This window comes from Geobacter sp. AOG2, assembly GCF_019972295.1.
In the GTDB taxonomy this organism is placed as follows: domain Bacteria; phylum Desulfobacterota; class Desulfuromonadia; order Geobacterales; family Pseudopelobacteraceae; genus Oryzomonas.
The window spans coordinates 2,251,007-2,275,760 of the sequence record NZ_BLJA01000001.1 but is presented as its reverse complement, the minus strand read 5'-3'; the positions used below and the strand labels follow the sequence as shown (position 1 = coordinate 2,275,760).

Genomic DNA, 24,754 nt, shown 5'->3' with positions numbered 1-24,754 from the left:
GTAGTTCTGTATGACCAAAGACCGTTTTTTCTCCGTCGTGACGTTGGCAATCGTTTTGAACAGCCTGCTGATCGGTTCCGCGTTTGCCGGTTTCGGCTTCGGCAGCGATGACGTGGGGAAGAGCGGTTTGGACTTCGCCAAGGGGTACGATGTCAACACGGTGACGACCGTACGGGGGCGCGTGGTATCTTCTCCCCAGACCGGTGAAAAAGAGCACATTTTTGTGGACGTAAAGGCCGGAGGGGAGACCATCAGCCTCAACCTTGGGCCCAAATCCTTTTGGGAGAAGAAGGAAATTCCGCTCCACCCCAACGACGACATCACCGCCAAGGGCTCCAAGGCCCAGGGTAAGGACGGGAAAACCTATCTGATGGTGCAAAAGCTCACCAACAAGACAACCGGCTCTGAAGCGGCATTGCGGAACGATCAGGGGAGGGCCGCCTGGTCCGGGTGGAATGCGGGCGGCATGATGCAGGGTGGCGGCATGATGCGCGGCGGTGGCGGGATGATGAGGCGCTGAAGTTTGCCGTTTCGTTGTCCGCGAAGCCGGTCATCTTCAAGAAGGAGCTAACAATGCAACAATCTATCGGATCGGGAAGGTTTTTTTGTCTTCTTGCAGTCATGACCCTCTTCGCACTTCCAGCATGGGCGTCTGCCGGCGAGCCTGCATATTCCGTTGGCCTTGGCTTTGAGTTTGCCTCGGGTAAATACGGAACCGGAATCAGGACAGACTCCATATACATGCCGTTCACGGCGGCTGTCTATCCGACCGACCGGCTCGATTTTTCGCTGGAAATTCCCTTTGTTTATCAGAGCAGCAGCGCGGTGGTCGCTGGGCAATACATGGGAATGCAGGGGCAATCCATGGGCTCGCAATCGGTTTTGGCAGCAACGAATGGCATGGGTTCCTCCGGCTCCATGACTTCCGCATCGGCGGGGAGCGTCAACAATTCCCATTCCGGGCTCGGCGACATGAAACTCAAGGCGGGGTATGTCTTGTACACCGAGGAAAAGTATGTGCCGGCTATCCGCCCAAACTTCTATGTGAAAATTCCTACCGCTGACAAGAGCAAATTTCTTGGGACCGGGGAGTTTGATGAAGGCTTTGCCGTGGAACTGACCAAATGGTTCGGCAGTTGGTTTGCGGACGGCGAGGCGGGGTACGTTATCCAGGGGAAATCGTCGGTCCTTGCCGTCAGGAATTATCTTAACTACTACGTCGGGGCCGGTTATCAATTCACCGAGCGGTTGCGTCCGATGGTGTTGCTCAAAGGGACCACCCCTACCGTCAACGGAGCATCGTCCCAGTTGGAGGCGCGGCTCAGAGTCAAGTACCAGTTCGCGAAACATACCGGCATCGATGGCTATCTGGCCAAGGGGATCACGACCGCCAGTCCCGATTACGGCATGGGACTCGCCGTCTTTTACGAATTCTAAACTTTGCTTACAGATGCGATTAAAGGAAAAAACCATGATGAAAAAAACTATAACGGCAGCAGCTATGATTACCGTCGGACTTATTGCTGGGTGCGGCGGAGGCGGGACTACTCCAACGACAGGCACAACCTCCATAAGCGGAAAAGTGGCTGATGGCTATCTCGTCGACGCCACCGTGTTCCTCGACAAGAACGGCAACTACCAGTTGGACACAGGGGAACCGTCAACCGTCACTGACGCAAACGGCGCCTATACCTTGACAGTCGATCCTGCGGATGTGGGCAAGTACCCCATTGTGGCGCTGGCAATTATGGGACAGACCATGGACAAGGACACCGGGCTGCCGGTAACAAACAGTTATGTCCTCAGTATGCCCGCATCAGCCACGAGCGGCACGGTCAGCAGCAACTTCATCAGCCCGATGTCTTCCCAACTGCGGGAAATGATGGAAACCGGGATATATGCATCCATGCAGCAGGCCATGGTCGCCCTACAGACCAAGCTCGGCATGACGGCCGGGACGAATATGCTGGAAGACTATATGCTTGCCAATAACACCACCATGCACGTCGCGGCACAAAATATGGCGAGCCTGATGGGGGGAGAGATGGCTCAGGTGATGAGGACAAACGGAACCTCTATTACCGTTGATGTCAATCGCTACCGCAGCATGATGGGGATGATCTTCAGCAATATATCGTCTATCAAGGGTGCGAATTCCCAAGCGGCCATGACGACTCTCATGGGTACGATGACCTCAACTCTGCAAAATATGCCGATGATGGGCGCCGGACAGCCGTACCAAAATATGTCGACCGCCTTCAGGGGTGGTATGATGGGGGGAATGACCGGGACCAGTACCGGCGGCATGATGAACTGAGACACGCACAACTCGAAGGCTCAAAAGCGGTCGTTAGCTAAGGTGAACGACCGCTTTTGACTGCCGGGGAGGCGGCCGGCCAATACAAGAAGTGAGGCACGACATATGCGATTCTGCGAAGAATCTCCGCCGAGGCAATTGCTTGAGGCGGTACGGCAATTCAATACCCGTGAATGGTATGAGTGTCACGAAACCTTGGAAGAACTCTGGGTTGGGGAGGGGGGCGAGGTACGCGATTTCTACCAAGGTGTCCTTCAAGTGGCAGTGGCTCTGCACCATTGGAGAAACGGCAATTTTGGCGGTGCGGTCACGCTTTTGGAGGGTGGGACGGACTACCTGAGGAGGGTTCCGGCGGTTTGCCAGTGGGTGGATGTAGCGGCTTTCATTGCCGCTGCCGACAGGGCGCGGGAAGCCCTGATTCACCTTGGCAGGGAGCATATGGAGGCGTTGGCTCCGTCTCTGATTCCTGCCTTGATGGTAGTTTCGTTGCCGGATGATCACACGTGAGTAAAGAGATTACAAATCAGTGCTTATTCACTCCCGTACGGAAGAGAGGCGTGGATACCCTATCGAGGCATCGTATCAGGCGTAGGTAGAAAAGTTGTAGGAACTGTCAGGCTGGGGAGCCTGTTGAACATTCTGGGCCAGCAGGCTGGCCATCATGTTCTGCTGGTTCGCGGCCTGTTTTACCATGGCCGTCGACAGTGTCTGTTGCGTCTGGCCGGCTTTCGCCAACAACGCTGCTCCTGCAATCGTATTGACATCCATAATGAGTCTCCTTGGTCACCATTATTGCAATATGTGCATCTAAAGTGCAACAAAAAAGGCGAATGGCTGATCGGTAGCAATATTTCTGTTATACTTTTCTGGATTATTGCATTACGTTTGATGATGACACTGGCGAAAGAGGTCGTATGATGCAGGTTGAATGGTGGTACTGGATAATTGCCGGTTTTTGCCTGATCGGTCTGGAACTGATAGTGCCTTCCTTTACGATTATCTGGTTCGGCCTGGGGGCTTTGGTGGTCGGCGGGCTGAAAGGGCTCTGGCCTGAATTCTCCCTGGCCGGGCAGTTGTTTCTCTGGACCGTGTCGTCCATCAGTTTCACAGTGATGTGGTTCAAATACTTGAAGCCCAAGGCCAACAGGACCCATGCCGGGCAATCGAAAGAAGGGGTTGTGGGGGAAACAGGCATTATCATCCGTGGGACCGTGGACAGTTACGGGCGGGGTACGGTTCGGTTCCGCATTGCCGTCTTGGGCGCCGACGAATGGGGATGCTATGCCGATGAGGCGCTGGAGGTGGGGGACTCGGTCCGTGTCATTGATATTGAAGGGCAGATTCTTAAGGTGATCAAGATCTAGGGGGGAGTGATATGGCTGGAATTATTGTGTTTGGCGTTCTGTTTGTGGTGGTCGCCGCAACGCTGTTTGCCGGGGTCAAGACGGTTCCCCAGGGCCAGGAGTGGGTTGTGGAGCGATTGGGCAAATACCACTCGACGCTCAAGCCGGGGCTCAATTTTATCATTCCGTATATAGATATCGTGGCTTACCGTGTTTCAACCAAGGGGGATGTACTTTCTGTTGGCGCCCAAGAGGTGATTACTAGGGACAATGCAGTCATCATCACCAATGCCATTGCCTTCATCAAGGTTACCGACCCGACCCGCGCCGTGTATGAGATCCAAAATTACGAGTATGCCATCCAGAATCTGGTCATGACCTCTCTACGAGCCATCATAGGCCAGATGGACCTGAACAGCGCCCTGTCGGAGCGGGAACACATCAAGGCCAAACTGCAGGATGCCATCTCCAAGGAGGTGGCAACTTGGGGGATTTATGTCCAGTCGGTGGAGATTCAGGATATTAAGCCGTCTGAATCCATGCAGCGGGCCATGGAACAGCAGGCCAGCGCCGACCGTTTCAAGCAGGCGACCATCCTGGAGGCCGAGGGTAAACGTGAGGCCACCATACGCGAGGCTGAAGGCCGCCTGGAAGCCGCCAAGCGTGAGGCCGAGGCCCAGGTCAGGCTGGCCGAGGCATCGGCCAAGGCAATTACCGATATCAGCGAGGCCATCAAGGACCGGGATCTGCCTGCCGTGTTCCTGCTGGGGGACCGCTACGTCAACATGCTGCAAAAACTGGCTGCCTCGCCCAATGCCAAGATGGTGGTCCTGCCGGCCGACTTGCCGATTGCTATTCGTGGCATGATGGGGAAAGGATAGATGGATAGGGGGCGTTTGATACTGGAACGGTTCCGGGAGTATTGCAGACGTTTCGGTCAGGACGGACTGATTGCAGAGGAGACTAGAACCTTGGTCGCGGGACGCAACAGTTAAGGGCATCCCTGATTTCCTTCCTGAATCTGATGAGGTTTTCCTTTTTTTCACCAAATGTTTCCAAATTGTTGATCTTTTGAGTGACAAGAGAGTGAAGCTTGCTCAATCGGCCATGGTCTCCCATGGCCGCTCTCAGTTCTTTACGTAATTCAGGAATAACTCTGTCGTGCAACTTCATTCGGCACCACCCAGAAGTTTGTTAATCAGGGATATCCACTGCTTACCATATTTTGCACGTTGCTGATGCTGAAAACAGTACGGAGAGCCGTCTGCGGTGTTGCATAATGACTCAGCAACCTGGGCCGCTTGCGGAAGCTAGTATAGTTTACGCGTATCGGTCAAGGGATAATTATACGCTTCCCATGAACTGAGCAGTTTTTAGCCCTTGTGGCGTGCTACCCATATGGTGGTATCTGTTGGCCCGGTTCGCACTTCCGTGATATTGTCAAACCGTTGGAAATTTGATGGACAATCGTACTTCATTTTCGCTATGTTTTCTCATAGGCAAACCATGTGAAACCCCGGACAGGATGTAAAAACACCGTGAAATATGATCATGATTACTGGATGACCAAGGCGATCGCCCAAGCGGCCAAGGCTCGCGCCAAGGACGAGGTCCCCATCGGCTGCGTGATCGTTCGTGGCGGTAAGATCATTGCCCGCGGCCATAACCTGCGTGAAACCACTCAGGATCCCGCAGCCCACGCCGAGTTGATCGCCATCAAAAAAGCCGCCAGGAAACTCAACTCCTGGCGGCTTCTCAATACGACACTTTATGTCACGCTTGAGCCCTGCCTCATGTGTATGGGGGCGATCATCCTTGCCCGCATACCCACCGTGGTCTTTGGTTGCCATGATCCCAAGGGCGGGGCAGCCGGCACCCTTTACGACCTCTCAAACGACCCTCGTCTCAATCATCGGGTTGAACTGGTGCCGCGCGTGCTGGAAGGTGAATGCTCCAGTCTGCTCAGCTCCTTCTTCGCCGAACTGCGCCGTCGCCGACGCAACGCTTCAGCCTCCTGAACTCCCAGCCACAAAATATCTGGCATTCTGATATTGAATTAAAGTATATATGTATCTGTATTACGTAATCTATTGATTGTGGGGTGCGCCCATGAATATCGGTTTGCGCTTGAAAGCAATTACCCTGTGCCTTTCCATAGGTTTTTACTTGCTGTCAGGTGTTACTGCGCAGGCGGCAAGGGTCAATGACAAGGCTCCCGACTTTAGCCTGCAAGATCTGCATGGCCACAAGGTGACCCTGGAGGAATTCAAGGCAAAAGGAAATGCCGTCATTTTGAACTTCTGGTCTACCACATGCCCACCGTGCGTAGCCGAGATACCCGCTTTGAATGCACTTTATCGTGAAATGAAGGCAAACGGCCTGGTTATACTCGGCATTGCCATCGATTCTTCCGACAGACCTGTGCGGGAGTTGGCAAACCAGTTGAAGATCGAGTACCCCGTTCTGCTGGATGGTGAAAAAAACGTCTATTTTGATATGTATGGTCTTTTCGGTCAGCCTATCAGTATACTGGTCGACCGTTCCGGCGTAGTCCGAGACAAATTTATCGGGCAACTGGATTGGAATTCGCCCCAGATCAGGGCCAAGGTGCAAAATCTTTTGAAGGGGAGGTAGCCATGAATAGGCCCGTTCTGATTGGTGTCATTGCGGTTTTGACGTGTCTTGCGGCAGGATGCGAGAGCGCCAATTTTCTGGTCTACAAGGATGCCAAACATTTTTATGTCACCAGCAATGGCGAGGCACTGAAGAAGGTGCTCTGCGAATCCGGGGATATAAACCGGATTTTGAATGACTCACGCCTCCCGGAGGCGTTGCAAAAGGAGCTTCACGAGGGGATATGTTCTCCCAACAAGGTCAAAAAGCGGTTGCTGGCCATTCTCGAAGACATGACGCCGGAGCAGCGTAGTGCGCTCAAGCTTGCCTTCCAGACCAACGGTTATGAAATCAATAATATAGCCAACTGTTGAGGCAGCGGCTACTAGGCGCCCGGTCGGGAGCCAAACAGGGCATGAAGTTCATGGCTGCAGATTTTTTATAAGAGCAGCAAATTCGTCAGGCGCATTCACGTTGCAAAACGACAGCTCCACATTTGGGATGGAAGCCAACTCCTCCGGCGTGACCAACCTGGTCCTCACGCGATCCAGCAAGTTCAGCAGTTTCCCGTCGCCCTGCTCAAGGGCTTGTTCCACCATTGCCAAGCAGCACCGCCCGTACAGGGCCTGCAACGGTTCCTTTCCGCTCGGGCCAACCGGCACTACGGCGTCATATTCCCCGTCAACCGAGCAAATCATCCCTATCACGTCAGGACTGAGGAAAGGTGTGTCGCATGCTGTTATAAAGACCCGGTCCTCACGACTGGCTATCAGACCGGCATGCAGTCCGGCCAAGGGACCGGCACCGGGATACCTGTCTTTTACCATGGGGCAGGGGAGAAAGCCGTATTCTTCAGGCGAGTTGGTAACCAGGATCACCTCGCGAAAGAGTTGGGCCAGGGTGCGGTAAATCTTTTCAACCAAGGGGAGGCCGCCCACGGTCAACAGCGCCTTGTTGCTGCCCATGCGGCTGGATGTACCGCCAGCCAGGATCACGGCAGTTATGCCGTGAATCCTTCCAATGTTTTTTTGCCCTCGGGATGATCCGTCCATTGTGTTCTCCTGATGGCCAGTTTAGTATAAACAAAGGGGCTGGACAACCGCAAAGACCGCGGTAGGTTCGGATAATACAAAAGCGCCCCACCGGATTGCTGGCGGGGCGCTTCTGTATTGCTGGATCGGGAAGAAAAATCAGCTTTCCAGGCCAAAGGTCTCGTGCAGTATGCGGACAGCCAACTCGGTGTATTTTTCGTCGACCACGACCGAAATCTTTATTTCCGATGTGGAGATCATCTGAATATTGATGCCGTTGGAGGCCAGGGCGGCGAACATCTGGGTGGCGACGCCGGCATGGCTGCGCATGCCGAGGCCGACAATTGATACCTTGCTGATGTTTTCGTCCGAGAGGACTTCCTTGGCCTGAATTGTCTTGGCTACCTCATTGGTGATCAACAGGGCCTGTTTCAGGTCGGCCTTGGTCACGGTAAAGGTGAAGTCGGTCATACCGGCCTGGCTGACGTTCTGGACTATCATATCCACCGAGATGGCCGCATCGGAGAGCGGCGTGAGAATTTTGGCGGCGATGCCCGGTTTGTCCGGTACTCCCATGACGGCAATCTTGGCTTCATTCTTGTCGTACGCTACCCCTGATACGAGAATACCTTCCATTTCCTTATCCTCCCTGGTAACCATGGTACCGGTGTTTTCATTAAGACTGGAGCGGACGTGCACGTCCACGTTGTATTTTTTGGCGAATTCCACCGAACGGATTTGAAGAACCTTGGCGCCCAGGCTTGCCAGTTCGAGCATCTCGTCATAGGAAATCTTCTCGACCTTGCGGGCTTCCTTGCAGATATTTGGATCGGTGGTGTAAACACCGTCCACATCGGTATATATCTCGCAAACGTCGGCCTTGAGGGCCGCCGCGATAGCCACGGCCGAGGTGTCCGAACCGCCGCGTCCCAAGGTGGTGACGTTACCTGCCGCATCAATCCCCTGGAAACCGGCCACGATCACGATGGCCCCGTCTTTCAGGTCGGCACGGATGTTTTTGTCGTCGATGCTTTCTATGCGGGCCTTGGTGGCTATGCTGTCGGTGATGATCGGAACCTGCCACCCCTGATAGGAGCGCGCTTTGTAGCCAAGGGACTTGAGGTGCATGGCCAAAAGGCCGATGGTGACCTGCTCGCCGGTGGCGACCACCACGTCATATTCGCGCCCATCGGGGATTTCACTCATCTCGTTGGCCAGGGCGACCAACTTGTTGGTTTCTCCCGACATGGCGGATACGACGACAATCACGTCATTGCCGGCTTCATAGGTCTTGATGATCCGTTTGGCGACGTTTTTGATGCGGTCGGCGGTGCCAACCGATGTACCGCCGTATTTCTGGACTACAAGTGCCATACATCGCTCCTTCACAAGATATGGTGGCAAAGAATAGCCGAAGGTAAAGCTCTATAACAGATTATCGGCGCTCAGGTCAAAGAAATTTTATCCTTCTGTATACGCTTTATCAAGCGTGACAACAGAATTTCCGGGCCGGACCCCTGCGCTTCGATGGTGATTCCGCGTTGCTCGTCGCCGGTGTAATGGAAGGTAATCCGCAAATGATCGACGGGAAGCAGCCTTTCCAGGCGCTCGGACCATTCCACGATGCAGACACCCTCACCATGCAGATACTCCAAGAACCCTAGGTCTGCGATATCGTCCTCATCCCTCAGGCGGTAGAAATCGAAATGATAGACCGGCAACCGGCCGGGATAATGATTCATGATAGCAAAGGTGGGACTGGCAACCAAGTGAGCGCTTTCCGGAGCAACCGCCTGGACCACGCCTCGTGTGAAGCAGGTTTTTCCTCCTCCCAATTCGCCCCGTAGCGCCAGGAAAGCGCCCCGTTCCAATAACGCACCCACGTACCGGCCGAGCCCCTCGGTTTCCTCCGGCGAGTTGGTGAGGAACTCTCCTTTGGTCACTTGGGGACCAGATTGCGGATAATGTCAATACGGGAGACGATTCCCACCAGCTTTCGTCCTTCGACCACCGGCAGCGCGTGCAGCTTGCGGTCACTCATGACATCTGCCGCCGTACTGACCGGATCGCCGGAGGCTATGGTCACCACGTCGCTGGAACAGAGTTCACCTACTGTTTGGGCAGTCATCTTGTGCAGTTCGCGTTCCAGGGTTCGTTCTCCTTGCAGGGGGATCACCCAGTCGAAGATGGAGATGACCGTGGGGATGTGCAGGTTGCGACCCTGTTCGATCAGATCGGAGGCGGTAACGATGCCGGTCAGGTTACCGGCGTCGTCCACCACCGGCAGGCTGCCGAAATGGCGGGTCTCGAATATCCCGGCCAGTTCCCGCAAGTTGGTCTCTTTTTTAACGGTGACGACCTCTGTGGTCATGATATCGGCTACGGTCTGCATACGGTATTCTCCTTGAGGTTATGTTATCAGTTTTTGGTAGACATAGGGGATCTTTTCCTGCACATCGCCGGCGTTCATGCCGATCTCTCCCTTGTCCTGGGCTACAAGGTCGGCGGCGTAACCGTGGATGAAGACCCCCAAGCGGCAGGCATCCCAGGCACTACGCCCCTGGCCCAGGAGCGAGACGATGATGCCGGTCAGCACGTCCCCCATGCCGCCGCTAGCCATGCCCGGATTGCCGCTGCCGTTGATGGCCACGCTGCCGTCAGGCGCGGCGATGACGGTACGGGAGCCTTTCAGGATCAGGTGTACGCCGAAGGCGGCGGCGAACCTGCGAGCTGTGGCTATGCGGTCGTGTTCCACGTCGGCGATAGTGGTTCCCAACAGTCGGGCCATCTCTCCCGGGTGAGGGGTAAGTACCACTGAGGAGCTCTTTTTGTTCAAAAGGCAGTCTGTGCTCTGTGACACGGCGTTCAGGCCGTCAGCATCGATCACCAGGGGGAGGTCTGCCATTCTCACCAGGCTTTGTACCAGGGCAACGGTAGTGGGCTCCTGACCCAGACCGGGGCCGATGGCCAAGGCGTCCCTGCCGGGGAGAAGCCCTGCAATTTTTTGGAATGCGCCGTCTGACAGATAGCCGCTGCCGGCGTCAGCCAGGGGTACGGTCATGGCCTCTGTGGTCTTGATTTCCAGGATCGGGTTGAGGCTTTCCGGAACCACAAGGGTCACCAGGCCGGAGCCGGTTCGCACGGCGCTGTTTGCGGAAAGTGCGGCGGCACCGGTCTTGCCGCGGGACCCGGCAACGATCAGGCAGTGGCCGAAGTGTCCCTTGTGGGCCTGCCGGTCGCGGGGACGCAGCAAGGGTCGAATGTTGTCGGAGGTGATAAATTCGCAGCCGGAAGCCTGCTCAATAAGTTCTGCCGGGATGCCAATATCGGCCACCACCAGACGTCCGGTGTATTCGGCGCCAGGATACAGAATATGTCCCAATTTGGCGGCGGCAAAGGTCACTGTTACGGTTGCCCGCACCGCGCAGCCCAACACCCGGCCGGAACTGCCGTGGATGCCGGAAGGGATATCCACCGCCAGCACTGGGCGGCCGGAGGCGTTGATCAGTCCCACCGCCTCCCGGTAGATGCCGCCTACCTCGCTGTTTAGGCCGGTTCCCAGTAGGGCGTCCACGATGACGTCCGCCTGACGGATCTCTTGCTGACAGAGCCCAGCAAGTTGATCGGGAACGGTGCAGTATGAGATGGCATCAGACGGCAACTGCTCCAAGTTTATGGCCGCATCCCCCTCGATCCGGTCCCGTTCCGCCAGGATACAGACCCGGACCTGCCAGCCGCTTTGCCAAAGGAGTCGAGCGATCACATAACCATCGCCGCCGTTGTTGCCCCTTCCTGCAAAGATAAAGGCCCGTTTGCCCCCATTATAGCCAAACTCATGGAAGATGGCTTCCATGCAGGCATGGCCCGCGTGTTCCATTAGCTCCAGCCCCGGAATGCCTAACTCCCGAATGGTTTGCCGGTCCAACTCCTGCATGGTCTGAGCAGTTACGACTTTCATGGTGCCTCCAGGACTACCATGGCTACAGCCTGTCCGCCGTCATGTGACAGGGAGAGGAATATGGCGCCCAAGCCTCGGGCCTCGAAAAGCTCCTGAGCCCGCCCCGTGATCCGCAAATCAGGTTTGCCGGACTCGTTGTTGACGATCTCCATGTCATGCCAGGAGATGCCGTCGCGCAGACCGCTGCCTAATGCCTTCAGAAAGGCCTCTTTGGCTGCGAAACGGGCGGCGTAGCACGAGGCGGCATCCTTGCGGCCGCTACACCGGTGGCGTTCCGGTCCGGTGAAGAGCCGCACGATAATCGCCTGATTCCCCTCATCCAGAAAACGCCGGAACCGGGCGACGTCCACCGTATCAACGCCGATGCCAGAGATCATGCGTATTTGATCAACTCCACCATGTCGCGAACGGCTTGGTCGAGGCCGACCAATACGGCACGGGCGATGATGGAGTGGCCGATGTTGTATTCCTCGATACCGCCCAGTGCGGCAATCGCTTTGATGTTGACATAGTTGAGCCCATGCCCGGCATTGACCCCCAGGCCAACCTTGCGGGCAAGCTTAATGGCCGTGTCGATGGCCTCCAATTCCTTCTCCTGCTGGGCCCAATCCTTAGCTTCGGCATAGGCGCCGGTGTGGATTTCGATGTAATCGGCGCCGGTCTTGTTGGCGGCCTTGATCTGCTCCTGATTCGGGTCGACGAAAAGGCTGACGACGATACCGCTGTCGCGCAGGCGCTTGGCGGCGTCGGTGACGGATTTGAGATTGAGGATGACGTCCAGGCCTCCTTCGGTGGTCAGTTCCTGGCGTTTTTCCGGCACCAGAGTGACCTGCTCCGGTTTCACTCTCAGGGCGATGCGCACCATTTCCTGGGTGGCGGCCATCTCCAGATTCAGCTTGGTCTTCACGGTCTGGCGTAGAATCTCTAGGTCCCGATCTTGGATATGCCGCCGGTCCTCCCGCAGATGGATGGTAATCCCTTCGGCCCCGGCCAATTCTCCCATGGCGGCCGCCGTCACCGGATCGGGTTCCACCCCGCCTCGTGCTTGGCGCACGGTTGCAACATGATCGACGTTTAGTCCTAGCTTTGCCACTTCAAACCTCCTGATATTTGCCACGGAGCCACAGGAGCACAAAAAAATCTGGAGATAACAAAAACATTCAGATAAAAACCTAAAAAAACAGATTCTGGCCTACTCCAAAGTTTTCGCCGTTCTCCGTGTTTCTGTGATCCCGTGGCAGAATCGGTTAGTGTCCCCCGATATGCAGCTTCACCATCTCTACGATCTCGTTGGCCCAAGTGGTGATCTCATACTTGTCCTGTCCTTCGATCATGACCCGCAGAAGCGGTTCCGTGCCGGAATAGCGGATCAATACGCGCCCTTCACTCCCTAGCTTCTTCTCCACGTCGTCGATTCTGGCGGCGATTTCGGGGATGGTTGTGATGTCTTTTTTTTCGGCAACCCTTGTGTTGACGAGTACCTGAGGCAGGGCGATCATCCGTTTGGCCAGCTCGGAGAGTGGTTTCCCCTCACGGCGCATGACCGCCAGGAGCTGGAGGGCCGAGAGGATTCCGTCACCGGTGGTGCTGTGGTCCAGGAAGATCATGTGTCCGGACTGCTCACCTCCGAGGTTGTAGCCACCTTTGCGCATTTCCTCCACCACGTAACGGTCCCCCACGGCGGTTTTGATCACCGTACCGCCTGCCTTCCTGACGGCGATGTCCAACCCCATGTTGCTCATGACCGTGGCTACCAGGGTGTTTTTTTTCAGGATGTTGCGGCGCAGCATGTCCGTGGCGCAGATCGCCATGATGTGGTCGCCATCCACCTCGTTGCCGAATTCGTCGCAGACGATCACCCTGTCGGCGTCGCCGTCCAGAGCGATGCCGATGTCGGCTTGGTGTTCCTTGACGGCTGCACTGATCACCTCCGGATGAAGCGAGCCGCACCCGGCGTTGATATTGGTGCCGTTGGGCTTGACCCCCAGGGGGATTACCTCGGCTCCCAGTTCTCCGAAGACCGCCGGCGCAACCTTGTAGGCAGCGCCGTTTGCGCAATCCAGAACGATCTTTAGTCCAGACAGGTCCATCTCCTGGGGAAAGGTATTTTTGAGGAACACGATGTAGCGGCCGGCGGCATCGTCGATACGGAAAGCCTTGCCCACCTCGGTCGCGGTTGGGCGCAGGGAATCAATATGGTTCGTTTCGATCAGGTTTTCGATCTTCAACTCGATCTCGTCAGGCAGCTTGAAGCCGTCGGCGGAGAAAAACTTGATGCCGTTGTCCTGAAAGGCGTTGTGCGACGCCGAGATGACCACTCCGGCGTCGGCCCGCATGGAAGAGGTGATATTGGCGATACCCGGCGTGGGGAGCGGTCCCACCACGAGCACATCTACACCCATGGAGCAGATGCCCGCCACCAGCGCATTTTCAAGCATGTAGCCCGACAGGCGCGTATCCTTGCCGATCACGATGCGGTGTCTCCGCTTACCAGCGCTTTTGAAGATGTATGCCGCAGCCCGGCCCAACTGCATAGCCATTTCGCAGGTCATGGGGTAGACGTTGGCAACGCCGCGGACACCATCGGTTCCGAAGAGTTTTTTCACGTTTTTGAGGCTCCTTAATCTGAATTTACTTGTTCCCTGTCGAGTTCGATTTCCAATTCGGCCGGTGAGATACGGGTGACCTTGATTCCCTCCGGCAGCTTCAGGTAGGTTTCCAGATGGGAAAAGAGGGTCTTTCCAGGCTTTATGCCCCGCAGGCTGAGAATCACCCGGGAATTGGAACGCCGAGCCCCGTCGATCAAAAGGGATGGTCCGGTCAAGGTGAAATGCACTTCGCCGGGTAGTGGCGGAGTCACCCGGTATCCAGGCGGGGTGTTGCGCAATTCCACGGGCAGGACCAGTTCGTAGCGTGTTTCCCGAGAAAGCGACGTGAAGCTCCAGATACAGACCGCCAGCATAAGGCTTAAGATCTTGAGGCTTGCGTTCCGTGTACAGCGGCGTTTGATGGCGGAGAGAGTCAAGGTCATGGTATTGTCTCTCCAACTGCGGCCACTTTTTGAATGCGTCTGAAATCCAGGGATTTCCTCAGCATGCGCCGTATTTCGTTTTGTTCCAGGTCGTAATAAATCTTGCCGTCATGCACAAGAGAAATATTACCGGTTTCTTCCGAAACCACCATGACCAAAGCATCTACCAACTCTGACAATCCCAACGCTGCCCGATGACGAGTGCCGAAACTTTTGGCAATATCGGGGTTCTTGGACAGGGGGAGCAGGCAGCCAGCCTTGGTGAGTTTTCCGTTGTGGATGATAACCGCTCCGTCATGGATCGGAGAGTAGGGAAGAAAGATCGAATTGAGGAGCTCGCTGGTTACCTTGGCGTCAATCTCGGTGCCAACCTCAACCAAGTGGTCTATGGGAAGTCGGCGGACAATGACGATCAGCGCGCCGATCCGCTTCTTCGACATCTCACCGACCGCCTTGGTCAACTCTTCGATGGTCTCGGTCGTTTCATCCTGGGTATTGGCGGTTACGGGGCGACGCCCCAAGGATAGAAGTGCCCGCCGGATGTCCCCCTGAAAGATGATGGCCAGAATGATCAGGGCTGATGAAAATATGGTGCGCAGCAGCCAAGTGGTGGAAGAAAAGCCAGAAAGCAGCGCAAAGTAGAAGCAGGCGAAAAATATCAGCAGAAAGATCAGCAGCCTGACCGCCGCGTCCTTTTTCAGAACAAGAGAAAAATGGTAAACAAGGACAGCCACGATGAGGATGTCGCAGAGGTCAAGCAGGGTGCTGTTGTCGAGCAATCCGGGCATTCTTTCCCTCTGAAAGCGACTGGTTTGCTACCGGCAGTTACAGTCATTACTTGGTGGCGATAGCATGGGCCATGTCGGCCGCATCACGCATTGCGCGGACGTCGTGCACCCGCAGAATGGAAGCGCCGTTGGCCACGGCAAGGGCAACCGTTGCGGCAGTGCCGGCCAAGCGTTCCCCGGTTTCCCGCCCCAGGATTTTTCCGATGAATGACTTGCGAGACGTCCCTACTAAAAGCGGCAGGCCGAGGCTGGTGAACTCGCGCAGCCTTCGTAGGATCTCCAGATTGCCAGCGGTATCCTTGGCAAAACCAATACCCGGATCGATGACGATTCGCTCGCGTTCAACCCCTGCTGACAAGGCGCTGTCCAACGAACAGCGTAGCCCTGCAATGACCTCGCCCACTAAATCTCCGTAGCCCGTATGGGACTGCATCATGTCGGGCGTGCCGCGGGTATGCATCAGAACCACGCCGGCGCCGCTCTGCGCCGCCAACGGAGCCATGGCGGGATCAAAACCGAAGCCGCTGATGTCGTTGATGATTTCGGCCCCGGCTACAAGCGCTCCTTGGGCAACCTCACCCTTCCAGGTATCCACCGAAACGGGGCAGGAAAGTCTTCCTGAAAGCAGTTCAATGACCGGTGCAACCCGGCGCAGCTCTTCAGCCGCCGGGACCTGGGGAGCCCCTGGTCGGGTGCTTTCCCCGCCGATGTCGATGATGTCGGCCCCTTCGGCCTCCATCTCCAAGGCATGTTCCGCTGCACTATGCGGATCGAGAAAACTACCGCCGTCTGAAAAGGAGTCAGGGGTTACGTTGAGGATGCCCATAATAAGCGGGCGGTCAAGCACAAGCTCACGACGGGCGATTTTCCATATTTGCGGTGCCGGTGAGAGGCTTGCCAGGAAAGAAGTCAGTTCCTCCGCCAGACCGGCAAGGCCAAACGGCTGGTGGAGGAGCTTCTCGCACAATCGCTGAAGCTGCTTCTCCGTACCCATCAGGATGACGTCGGTACTGTCAATGCTACATGCCACCGTACCCCGGGCAACCGCTGCATCGCCTCCCAGGCCCAGCATTTCCTGTTTGAGGACATTGGCCTGGCGGCAGAGAAGCTTGCTCAGGTGTACGCAACGGGTCAACATCTTGGGAGACATCATGCCGATGCCGCGCGGGTCGGCCCCGATCCTTGCCAGTTCCCGTTCAGCGTCCTCTCGTGAGGCAACAGTCAGCAGTCTGGCCGTGAAGGCGCTCATCTCAAGCCTTGAGATCGGTATGCTGCTGTGCCTGTGCCGCCGCTTCTTCGCCGGCGGTCTGCTTGCCGTCGTGGCCGTAGATAGGAGTGCCGGCGGCAATAATCTCGTCTACTTCGGCACCGGTCAGGTTCTCTTTCTCGATCAGGCATTCGGAGAGGTTGTGCAGGTTGTGGATATTCTCCTTGAGCAGTGTCAGGGCACGTTCGTAGCTTTCATCGACGATGCGCTTGATCTCGGTGTCGATCTCTACGGCGGTGGCTTCGCTGTAATTCTTGTGGGAGGCCATATCCCGGCCCAGGAAGATCTGTTCGTCCTTCTTGCCGAAAGAAAGCGGACCCATCTTATCACTCATACCCCATTCACAGACCATCTTGCGGGCCATTTCGGTAGCCTGTTCGATGTCGTTGCCCGCGCCGGTAGTAAAGGTGTTGAAGATGAGGTCCTCGGCCGCACGGCCACCCATCAACACGGCGATGCGGGCCAGGAGAGCTTCCCGTGAATAGCTGTGTTTGTCCTCGATAGGAAGCTGCATGGTCACGCCCAAAGCGCGGCCACGGGGGATGATGGAAACCTTGTGGACCGGATCTGTGCCGGGAACCAGTTTTGCTACAAGGGTGTGGCCGGCCTCGTGGTAGGCTGTGCTCTTTTTCTCTTCGCCGGAGATTACCATGCTGCGCCGCTCCACGCCCATCAGTACCTTGTCCTTGGCATTGTCGAAATCGATGGATTCCACGACGGCCTTGTCTACGCGCGCTGCCAGAAGCGCCGCCTCGTTGACCACGTTGGCCAGATCGGCCCCGGAGAAGCCGGGGGTACCGCGGGCGATGACCGCCAGATCCACATCGGGTGAGAGCGGTACCTTCTTGGCATGCACCTTGAGGATCATCTCGCGTCCCTTGACATCGGGGCGGGGTACCACCACCTGGCGGTCAAAACGGCCGGGTCGCAGCAGAGCCGGGTCGAGGACATCGGGGCGGTTGGTGGCGGCGATCAGAATGACACCTTCGTTGGATTCAAAACCGTCCATCTCCACCAGCAACTGGTTGAGGGTTTGTTCGCGCTCGTCGTGGCCACCGCCCAAGCCGGCTCCGCGGTGGCGGCCTACAGCGTCTATCTCATCGATGAAGATGATACAGGGAGCGCTTTTTTTGCCTTGCAGGAACAGGTCGCGCACCCGGCTGGCGCCGACACCGACAAACATCTCCACAAAATCAGAGCCGGAGATGGAGAAAAAAGGAACACCAGCCTCGCCGGCAATGGCCCTGGCCAGGAGGGTCTTGCCGGTGCCCGGAGGTCCCATCAAGAGTACCCCTTTGGGGATTCTGCCGCCCAGTTTGGTGAACTTTTTCGGGTCTTTCAGGAAGGCGATGATCTCGTTCAGTTCTTCCTTGGCCTCCTCAATACCGGCCACATCTTCGAAGGTGATTTTGCCTTGGGCCTCGGTCAGGAGTTTTGCACGACTTTTGCCGAAGGACATGGCCTTACCGCCGCCAACCTGCATCTGACGCATGAAAAAGATCCAGATGCCCACCAGCAAAAGCAAGGGGAACCAAGAGATAAAGATGGAGAACCAGGAGAATTTCTCCTCTTCCGGCTTGGCGATGATGGTGACCTTTTTATCCAGAAGTTTTTCAGTCAGGTCAGCGTCGGAGTAGGGTTTGTAGGTGCGGAACTCCTTACCGTCCTTACCCTCGAACTTGCCGGTGATATCGTTGCCCTGAATGGTGACAGAGGTGACCTTGCCAGCGTCCACCTGGGCGATAAAATCGCTGAAATTGATCTTATCCGCAGTCGGGCGCGGCTTGTTGAACATATTGAAGAGCAGGATCATCATCAGGCTGATGACGAGCCAGAGAGCAAGATTTTTATAAAATTGGTTCACGGTTACCCCCGTAACTGAAATGTATGAATTGTTTTGCGTAAATTGAAATTAATTACCATATCGAGCTCTTATTGACAAGTTCAATCGATTGGATGCCTGACGGATGCGGTCATGTCTCCGAGAAAACCGCCTTGATTGCATGAGTGGATGTATTGTCGATGCAGGCGAACTGCGAAGCGCGCAGGCCGCAGACCCAGAGCAGCGTTTCACCACAGAAGAGGAGAGGGATACTGAGGCGCTTGAAGCGGGAGACCTTAGTATCGATGAAAATCTCTTTGACCTTTTTGCTGCCGTTCATGCCGAAGGGCATAAGGCGGTCGCCGTTTTTGAACGTGCGTACATACCAGGGGAAGGGGGCGCGGTCTGGGTCGAAAAGGGCGGCATTGGCCGGGAGAGGCGTAATGTCGGTCGATGCGGGCACAAGGGTCAGTGTTAGTGATGCGCCACCGGGGAGTGGATAGTGCCCAGTTCCCGTGATCATCAATTTATCTATGGCCAGCGGAGCAGACCTTAACGTGCGCTGCAATAGGAACGCGCCGTAATCGCGCATGACGGTAATACCCTGAGGCAGATTCAGCGTTGCGTGAGGGCGGGGAGACTCCAACAACTGTTCCATAGCCGAAATGTGGCGGTTTGAGAAGTGGTCCAGATTGCCGGCCAGCCGCTCTAACAGATGGCGAAAAACCCTTCGTCGCAGTGCGGGCGGCTGCTCAATTAATGTTGTAACCGTGCAGGCAAATCCATCGCCGTCAGAGGTACAGGCGCGATCCACAATCTCCTTCGTAAGCTGATTAATGATATTGTGCTCATCCGACAGCACGGCGGCGGTTGTGGCTAGGCGCTCCCGGATGGCAGGGTTGTACTGCTCCAGCAGGGGCAGCAGCTCGTGGCGGATACGATTGCGCAGAAAGGCGATGTCCCGGTTACTGGCGTCTTCGCGCCACGCCATGCCCCGCTCTGTCAGGTAGGCCACCAACTCGGCCCGGGTGATACCCAGCAGGGGACGGACGAAGCCCCGTCCGTTCCGGTAGGGCATGCCGGCAAGTCCTCCCGGTCCCGCACCTCGGAGGAGGCGCATCAAGACAGTCTCGGCCTGATCGTCGGCGTGATGTGCCAGAGCGACCGCCGTGGCCTGCCATGAGTGGCGGACCTCGTCGAGGAAGGCAATGCGCGCCCGCCGGCCGGCATCTTCAAGATTGCGCCGTTCTCTTAGGGCAAGCTCTTTCACATCCACCCGGCAGCATTCCAGGGGGATGCGATAGCGGGTGGCGAGGGAGCGGACAAACTCCTCGTCCCGGTCCGATTCCGGGCCGCGCAGACAATGGTTCAGATGGGCCGCCACGAGCCGCGGCGAAAGTCCGGGTAGCCGGGAGAGCAGGTCGAGCAAGGCAGTGGAATCGGCCCCACCGGAAATGGCCACGATGATGGTGTCGTCCGATCCAAAGAGCCTGTGCTCGCGGATGCTGCGAGCGACCTGGGCGGTGAGGGTAGTGGCGATGGTGATCACTATTTTTCGATCAGGGCGATGATGTCGGGGACGATCTGCTGCATGACGTCCTGCAGGTAGTTGAACATGATTTTCTCTTTGATTTCCTTTGCGGCGGTAAGCAGGGTACTATTGTCTCGGGATACCACTGTAAAAGTTTTAGCTTTGGTGCCGTTCAGAACCATATCGACGTTGAACTTGAGTTCATGCTTGCTCTGGTCGCTGGCCAAGCTCTTGTTGACGTCTAGGTAAACGCGGGTGTCGGTAATGAGGATGCCCCGGAAAATGCCGTAGGAGATGGATGGGGCCGAAGTCGCGGTATAGCCTGCACGCTTCAATTCGGGCAGCAGAGCGTCGTTTGTCCATTCGCCTCTGCTGTTTTTGGTATCCGATGCGGGTACGTCGAGCCGTGATGCGACGATCTCTCCGTTGTGTTTGCCAAGGGGATGCTCTGCTGGTGCGTGATTCAGGGCGATCTTCTGATCGACCGTCGCGCAGCCAGTCAGACCGGACAAAACGACGAGGACCCCCATGGGCAATATCTGCCTGAAGGGGATGCGTAGATTCATATGTGGCCGCCTTACGGGTTAAAATATAGCATGTTGATAATGTGCGGTACCACTATAGCAAAAAATGGCAGTGATGTAATCCCGTCAAATTTGTCCACTTGCATTGCATCGTGGTGCATAATATAATAAAAATTATTAACAATAAGAGTTTATGCTATGCAATCTTCAATATCTGACGTGATAGAATCAGCGCCGGGGGTAGTCTCTCCTCAACAGGCGAAACGTCCGACGATGAATGAAACGGCCGGGGGCAGGAAAACCGCCACGGTCACCCCGCAATTGCTGAGCCTGCCTGAAGACGTCGTAACTCTTTCCTCTTCTTCCGAGGGGGCGCCCCCTGCAAAGAAAACCTCGCAGCCGGTGAGCAACGAGGAGAGGAAGGCGCTTTTACACCCGAACTCCCCACATAGCAGTTTCTCGGTTTACGGTTAGTCTTCCGGGACAATCATTACGTGCTGTCGTTCGCCGTGATCCAACAGTGCAATACTTGAACGGCAGAAGCGGCGGCTTGCATCATTCGTCCCGGCGGACGATCATGTTGAGGAAAAAACTGAACAGACTAAAGAGCAGCGCCGCCACAAAGGCGGTGACAAAACCGGAGACCCTGAAGCCGTGGACCAGCGTAGTGGCCAGATAAAACATAAGTCCATTGATGACCAGGGTAAAAAGCCCCAGGGTCAGCACGGTTGCAGGCAGGGTCAGCAGGATTATAACCGGCCGCAGGAACGCGTTCAATAATCCAATCACCAGTGCCCCCACCAACAGATCCTGAAAGCGGTCAATCTGAATCCCCGGAATCAGTTTCATAACCAGAAAGAGGGCAAATGCGTTCAATACCCATTTCAGGACGAGTCTTGTCATGGTTTCCTCCGGCAGTTCTTCAACATCCCGATCATAACCACCGTTTTCTTTTGAAATATATGGCCATTGCCGCGGCGATAGCCAGCATCGCCCCCCAGATGATGAAATAGCCGTAATGCCATTCAAGCTCAGGTATGTATTTAAAGTTCATGCCGTACACGCCGACGATGAAAGTCAACGGCAGGAAGATCGTGCCGACAATGGTCAAGAGCTTCATGATCTCGTTGGTGCGATTGCTCATGCTGGACAGGTACAGGTCGAGCATGCCGGAAAGGAGATCGCGAAAGGTTTCCACTCCGTCAATGATCTGGATAGTGTGGTCGTAGGTGTCGCGGAAGAAAACTCGCGACGTATCGCAGATCAGGGGCGATTCGCCCCGCTCCAAGGCTGCGGTAACCTCGCGCAACGGCCAAACTCCCTTGCGCATGAAGATGGTCTCCCGTTTGAGGGCGATGATCCTTTTGAGGATTTGTTGGTTCGGCCCTTGGGCCAACTCATCCTCAAGGTCCTCCACGATCTCTCCCATCCCCTCAAGAACGGTAAAATAATTGTCAACGACGGCATCGATCAGGCCGTAAGCCAGGTAATCAGCTCCCATGGTCCTGATGCGGCCACGACCGCTACGGATCCGTTCCCGTACCGGTTCGAAAGTGTCCCCGACCGTCCCCGCTTGGAATGACAGCAGGTAGTTCTGTCCGATGATCATGCTGACCTGTTCGGTTTCTATGCCCTGTTCCGGCGTGAAGCCAATCATGCGGGCGACGATGAAGAGGTAGTCGCCGTAATCTTCGATTTTCGGACGTTGAGTCGTATTGACGATATCTTCCAGCACAAGGGGATGCAACTTGTAACATTCACCGAAACGCCTGATCAGTTCCACGTCCTGGAGTCCTTCCAGGTTAATCCAGGTTACGGCCGGTCCGGGGGAGGGCTGGACGCACTGGTCGAACCCCTCGGGGCGAAACTCCTCGACGCTGTCCGGCGAATAAACGGTCACGTCGATGACCGAGCCACCGCTACGCTCCGTGCCGATGTGGACCAGCGTACCGGGAGGAAGGCCGGCCTTGCGGGACTGCCCACTGAAGAGTCTGTGTTTGCGAGCCATTTCAAATCCCCAGGATGTCGGCCATGTGCACCAGTTCGTTGTTCAGCTTTTTTTGCCCACCCTTAACGACCATCTCCAGCAACGTGGTGGTCAGGGAGTTAGTCGACAGGCCGAGCATAACCCCCTTGGTCCCGGAGAGCAACAGTTCTACCGCCTTAAGGCCGAAGCGGCTTCCCAGCAGGCGGTCAAAAACCGTAGGTGCGCCGCCCCGCTGGTAGTGCCCCAAAACGGTCACCCGGGTCTCGAAGCCGGCACAATCCTTGATGCTGTCGGCAATCTCTTGAGCGCGGCCAGCTCCCTCGGCCATGATGATCAGGGCATTGGTGCGACCCTCTTCGTAACGCCGCCGCAACTGGTGACACATTTCAGTCAGATCGAATTCCACTTCGGGCACGATGGCGAATTCCGCGCCGGTGGCGATCGCCGAGGTCGAGGCCAGGTAGCCGGAGTTGCGCCCCATAACCTCCACGATGAAGGCCCGGTCATGGGAGCTGGCGGTATCCTTGATGCAGTCCACGGCGTAGAGAATGTTGTTAAGTGCCGTGTCCACCCCCAGTGCCATGTCGGTGTACGGGATGTCGTTGTCGATGCTGGCCGGGATGCCGACCACCGGGAAACCTTGCATGTCGAGAGCATGGGCGCCGCAGAGCGAACCATCGCCGCCGATCACTATAAGTCCTTCGACTTTTTCCTTCAACAGGTTGTCCAGCGCCTTGCGGCGCCCCTCCTCGGTGCGGAACTCCTGAGAGCGGGCCGACTGCAGGAATGTTCCGCCCCGCTGGAGCACCCCGGAAACAGCCCTGCTCGTCAACACCAGGTAGTCGTTTTTCAAGAGCCCGGCAAACCCTTTCCGGTAGCCGATCATTTCTACATCATTGGCGATGGCGGTACGTGCCGCAGCACGGACTACGGCGTTCATACCGGAGCAGTCACCACCGCTGGTAAGAATGGCGAGTCGTTTCATGGTCAGATATCTCCTTGATGTCCTTCACCCCTCTGTTGATCGGAGAAACGCTTATTATGGTTTCTTTTTTTGGGCGCGTAGCCACTCCATACGCTCCAGGATATTTTTCTCATAACCGTGCCCCCTTGGTTCATAGAACTTTCGCCCGACCAACTTTTCCGGCAGGCATTCCTGCCCAGAGTACCCTTCCTCGTAGTCATGGTCGTACTGATACCCTTTGTGGTAGCCCAGTTCCTTCATCAACTTGGTTGGGGCGTTGCGAATGTGCAGAGGAACGGGGAGGGCGCCGCTCTTTTTAACCTCGGATAACGCGGCGTTGATGCCGGCGTAGGAGGCGTTTGATTTCGGCGCCGTGGCTAGGTAGGTGACCGCCTGGCCCAAGGGGATGCGGCCCTCGGGCATCCCCACGAACTGGAAGGCCTGGAGGGCCGAGACCGCTACCTGCAAGGCTCGGGGATCTGCGTTGCCGATGTCCTCGGAGGCCAGGACGATCATACGCCGCAGGATGAAGAGTGGGTCCTCTCCCGCCTCCAGCATGCGGGCCAGCCAGTAGAGGGCCGCGTCGGGATCGCTGCCACGCAGTGATTTAATAAAGGCCGAGATGACGTTGTAATGCTCTTCGCCACCCTTATCGTACAGCAGGGCTTTTTTTTGTAAAGCTTCCTGCACGGTTTCAATTTTTATGACATTATCTGTCGTAATACCCGCTGCCACCTCCAGAGTATTCAAGGCTATGCGGGCATCACCGCCGCATTGGTCGGCCAGGAACACGAGAGCGTCATCGTCGGCTGTGAGGCCTAAAGGGCCGAGCCCTCGTTCCATATCATTCAGTGCTTGGCGCAGGATGGTCCCGACTGTTGACGCGTCCAGTTGATTCAAGGTCAGGACACGGCAGCGGGAGATGAGCGGTGCGATGACCTCGAAAGAGGGGTTTTCGGTGGTGGCGCCGATGATGGTGACGACACCTTTTTCCACGTAGGGGAGAAAGGCATCCTGCTGGGATTTGTTGAAACGATGGATTTCATCCACGAAGAGGATGGTACGGGCGCCGCGGTCGGCATATCCCTCTGCTTCGCGGAAGATCTCGCGGATTTCCTTTACACCCGAAAGGATGGCGGAGAAGAAGATGAAGTGGGATTTAGTTTCCTTTGCTATGACATGGGCCAGCGTGGTTTTGCCGCAGCCGGGTGGTCCCCAGAAGATCAAAGAGGAAAGGTTGTCGGTTTCGATCATCCGTCGCAGAATGCGCCCTTCGCCCAGTAGGTGTTCCTGCCCGGTAAATTCGGCCATACTGCGGGGACGCATGCGTTCAGCTAAGGGGGCGTTTGCCGGAATCGGTTGAATTTTGGGACTATCGTCGGGGGATTCCCAAAGTGTCGGTGTCTTCATGGGTTGTATTCCGGATCAGGCCAGGCCGTGCCGGCTGTGATGGAGTATTTGTCCTTGATCAGAGTATATTGGAGGTGCCGCGTGGAGGAGCGCCGCAGATCGGCGGCAGTTGGTTTTCGGGAAGAATCGGGAGCGCTTTCTGCTGCCATCATAGGGCAATCCTTGACG

Annotated in this window: 29 protein-coding genes; 9 read left to right on the top strand and 20 right to left on the bottom strand. The window is 56.2% G+C overall.

The genetic code is table 11. The annotated features are described in order from the left end of the window. Positions 1–10 precede the first annotated feature (10 nt). The 4 genes from LDN12_RS10285 to LDN12_RS10270 all read left to right on the top strand — a co-directional run bounded on the left by LDN12_RS10285 (position 11) and on the right by LDN12_RS10270 (position 2,824). A complete protein-coding gene (locus LDN12_RS10285) occupies positions 11–520 on the top strand; it encodes a DNA-binding protein (RefSeq protein ID WP_223922587.1) in 510 nt (169 codons plus the stop codon). A 221-nt stretch (positions 521–741) separates the two neighbouring features. Continuing rightward, complete coding sequence (locus LDN12_RS10280) at positions 742–1,437, top strand: transporter (RefSeq protein WP_223922586.1); 696 nt, start codon at positions 742–744, stop codon at positions 1,435–1,437. A 34-nt stretch (positions 1,438–1,471) separates the two neighbouring features. Next, positions 1,472–2,317, top strand: a complete 846-nt coding sequence (locus tag LDN12_RS10275) for a hypothetical protein (protein WP_223922585.1) — start codon at positions 1,472–1,474, stop codon at positions 2,315–2,317. 105 nt (positions 2,318–2,422) lie between these two features. After that, positions 2,423–2,824: a DUF309 domain-containing protein gene (locus LDN12_RS10270; protein ID WP_223922584.1), complete on the top strand. Its 402-nt coding sequence runs from the start codon at positions 2,423–2,425 to the stop codon at positions 2,822–2,824. Between the two features lie 75 nt (positions 2,825–2,899). On the opposite strand, the gene LDN12_RS10265 is transcribed toward LDN12_RS10270, so the two are convergent. After that, positions 2,900–3,085 (bottom strand): hypothetical protein, encoded by a 186-nt coding sequence (locus tag LDN12_RS10265; RefSeq protein WP_223922583.1) that lies wholly within the window; start codon positions 3,083–3,085, stop codon positions 2,900–2,902. 146 nt (positions 3,086–3,231) lie between these two features. Between LDN12_RS10265 and LDN12_RS10260 the strand changes: the two genes are divergently transcribed. The 5 genes from LDN12_RS10260 (at position 3,232) to LDN12_RS10240 (ending at position 6,647) form a co-directional block, all read left to right on the top strand. Beyond that, a complete protein-coding gene (locus LDN12_RS10260) occupies positions 3,232–3,681 on the top strand; it encodes an NfeD family protein (RefSeq protein WP_308464315.1) in 450 nt (149 codons plus the stop codon). An 11-nt stretch (positions 3,682–3,692) separates the two neighbouring features. Beyond that, entirely contained in the window at positions 3,693–4,541 is an 849-nt protein-coding gene (locus LDN12_RS10255) for an SPFH domain-containing protein (protein ID WP_223922582.1), read from the top strand. Between the two features lie 657 nt (positions 4,542–5,198). After that, positions 5,199–5,678 (top strand): tRNA adenosine(34) deaminase TadA, encoded by a 480-nt coding sequence (gene tadA / locus LDN12_RS10250; RefSeq protein ID WP_223922581.1) that lies wholly within the window; start codon positions 5,199–5,201, stop codon positions 5,676–5,678. Positions 5,679–5,769: 91 nt separating this feature from the next. Further along, on the top strand, positions 5,770–6,294 hold the full coding sequence (locus tag LDN12_RS10245; protein WP_223922580.1) for a peroxiredoxin: 525 nt from the start codon (positions 5,770–5,772) through the stop codon (positions 6,292–6,294). A 2-nt stretch (positions 6,295–6,296) separates the two neighbouring features. After that, the gene (locus tag LDN12_RS10240; RefSeq protein ID WP_223922579.1) at positions 6,297–6,647 is read left to right on the top strand and encodes a hypothetical protein; all 351 of its coding nucleotides are present in this window, start codon (positions 6,297–6,299) and stop codon (positions 6,645–6,647) included. 48 nt (positions 6,648–6,695) lie between these two features. Here LDN12_RS10240 and LDN12_RS10235 read toward each other — a convergent pair whose 3' ends face one another. From LDN12_RS10235 to LDN12_RS10145, 19 genes are all read right to left on the bottom strand, one after another. Beyond that, positions 6,696–7,325 (bottom strand): molybdenum cofactor guanylyltransferase, encoded by a 630-nt coding sequence (locus LDN12_RS10235; protein WP_223922578.1) that lies wholly within the window; start codon positions 7,323–7,325, stop codon positions 6,696–6,698. Positions 7,326–7,463: 138 nt separating this feature from the next. Continuing rightward, on the bottom strand, positions 7,464–8,678 hold the full coding sequence (locus LDN12_RS10230) for an aspartate kinase (RefSeq protein WP_223922577.1): 1,215 nt from the start codon (positions 8,676–8,678) through the stop codon (positions 7,464–7,466). A gap of 71 nt (positions 8,679–8,749) precedes the next feature. Next, positions 8,750–9,247: a tRNA (adenosine(37)-N6)-threonylcarbamoyltransferase complex ATPase subunit type 1 TsaE gene (gene tsaE / locus LDN12_RS10225; RefSeq protein WP_223922576.1), complete on the bottom strand. Its 498-nt coding sequence runs from the start codon at positions 9,245–9,247 to the stop codon at positions 8,750–8,752. Continuing rightward, entirely contained in the window at positions 9,244–9,696 is a 453-nt protein-coding gene (locus LDN12_RS10220; RefSeq protein WP_223922575.1) for a CBS domain-containing protein, read from the bottom strand. The genes tsaE and LDN12_RS10220 overlap by 4 nt, the downstream gene beginning before the upstream one ends. Before the next feature lie 18 nt (positions 9,697–9,714). Further along, positions 9,715–11,262: an NAD(P)H-hydrate dehydratase gene (locus LDN12_RS10215; RefSeq protein ID WP_223922574.1), complete on the bottom strand. Its 1,548-nt coding sequence runs from the start codon at positions 11,260–11,262 to the stop codon at positions 9,715–9,717. Continuing rightward, positions 11,259–11,639, bottom strand: a complete 381-nt coding sequence (locus LDN12_RS10210) for a holo-[acyl-carrier-protein] synthase (RefSeq protein WP_223922573.1) — start codon at positions 11,637–11,639, stop codon at positions 11,259–11,261. Before LDN12_RS10210 ends, LDN12_RS10215 begins: the two co-directional genes overlap by 4 nt. After that, complete coding sequence (locus LDN12_RS10205; RefSeq protein ID WP_223922572.1) at positions 11,636–12,355, bottom strand: pyridoxine 5'-phosphate synthase; 720 nt, start codon at positions 12,353–12,355, stop codon at positions 11,636–11,638. The genes LDN12_RS10210 and LDN12_RS10205 overlap by 4 nt, the downstream gene beginning before the upstream one ends. 154 nt (positions 12,356–12,509) lie before the next feature. After that, positions 12,510–13,868, bottom strand: a complete 1,359-nt coding sequence (gene glmM / locus LDN12_RS10200) for a phosphoglucosamine mutase (RefSeq protein ID WP_223922571.1) — start codon at positions 13,866–13,868, stop codon at positions 12,510–12,512. Positions 13,869–13,882: 14 nt separating this feature from the next. Continuing rightward, complete coding sequence (locus LDN12_RS10195; protein WP_223922570.1) at positions 13,883–14,293, bottom strand: YbbR-like domain-containing protein; 411 nt, start codon at positions 14,291–14,293, stop codon at positions 13,883–13,885. Continuing rightward, the gene (gene cdaA / locus LDN12_RS10190; protein WP_223922569.1) at positions 14,290–15,081 is read right to left on the bottom strand and encodes a diadenylate cyclase CdaA; all 792 of its coding nucleotides are present in this window, start codon (positions 15,079–15,081) and stop codon (positions 14,290–14,292) included. Before cdaA ends, LDN12_RS10195 begins: the two co-directional genes overlap by 4 nt. A gap of 46 nt (positions 15,082–15,127) precedes the next feature. Further along, positions 15,128–16,330 (bottom strand): dihydropteroate synthase, encoded by a 1,203-nt coding sequence (gene folP / locus LDN12_RS10185; protein ID WP_308464314.1) that lies wholly within the window; start codon positions 16,328–16,330, stop codon positions 15,128–15,130. Between the two features lies 1 nt (position 16,331). Next, the gene (ftsH, locus tag LDN12_RS10180; protein WP_223922568.1) at positions 16,332–18,212 is read right to left on the bottom strand and encodes an ATP-dependent zinc metalloprotease FtsH; all 1,881 of its coding nucleotides are present in this window, start codon (positions 18,210–18,212) and stop codon (positions 16,332–16,334) included. Positions 18,213–18,321: 109 nt separating this feature from the next. Then, entirely contained in the window at positions 18,322–19,719 is a 1,398-nt protein-coding gene (gene tilS / locus LDN12_RS10175) for a tRNA lysidine(34) synthetase TilS (protein ID WP_223922567.1), read from the bottom strand. Further along, on the bottom strand, positions 19,719–20,267 hold the full coding sequence (locus LDN12_RS10170; RefSeq protein ID WP_223922566.1) for a hypothetical protein: 549 nt from the start codon (positions 20,265–20,267) through the stop codon (positions 19,719–19,721). Before LDN12_RS10170 ends, tilS begins: the two co-directional genes overlap by 1 nt. Before the next feature lie 513 nt (positions 20,268–20,780). Then, positions 20,781–21,128 (bottom strand): phage holin family protein, encoded by a 348-nt coding sequence (locus LDN12_RS10165; RefSeq protein WP_223922565.1) that lies wholly within the window; start codon positions 21,126–21,128, stop codon positions 20,781–20,783. 31 nt (positions 21,129–21,159) lie between these two features. After that, positions 21,160–22,233 carry a magnesium/cobalt transporter CorA gene (gene corA / locus LDN12_RS10160; protein ID WP_223922564.1) on the bottom strand — a complete coding sequence of 358 codons (1,074 nt, stop codon included), beginning with the start codon at positions 22,231–22,233 and terminating at the stop codon, positions 21,160–21,162. A gap of 1 nt (position 22,234) precedes the next feature. Beyond that, on the bottom strand, positions 22,235–23,197 hold the full coding sequence (gene pfkA, locus LDN12_RS10155) for a 6-phosphofructokinase (RefSeq protein WP_223922563.1): 963 nt from the start codon (positions 23,195–23,197) through the stop codon (positions 22,235–22,237). A 54-nt stretch (positions 23,198–23,251) separates the two neighbouring features. After that, complete coding sequence (locus LDN12_RS10150) at positions 23,252–24,502, bottom strand: replication-associated recombination protein A (RefSeq protein WP_223924051.1); 1,251 nt, start codon at positions 24,500–24,502, stop codon at positions 23,252–23,254. Between the two features lie 80 nt (positions 24,503–24,582). Then, complete coding sequence (locus tag LDN12_RS10145) at positions 24,583–24,738, bottom strand: hypothetical protein (protein ID WP_223922562.1); 156 nt, start codon at positions 24,736–24,738, stop codon at positions 24,583–24,585. Between the last annotated feature and the right edge of the window lie 16 nt (positions 24,739–24,754).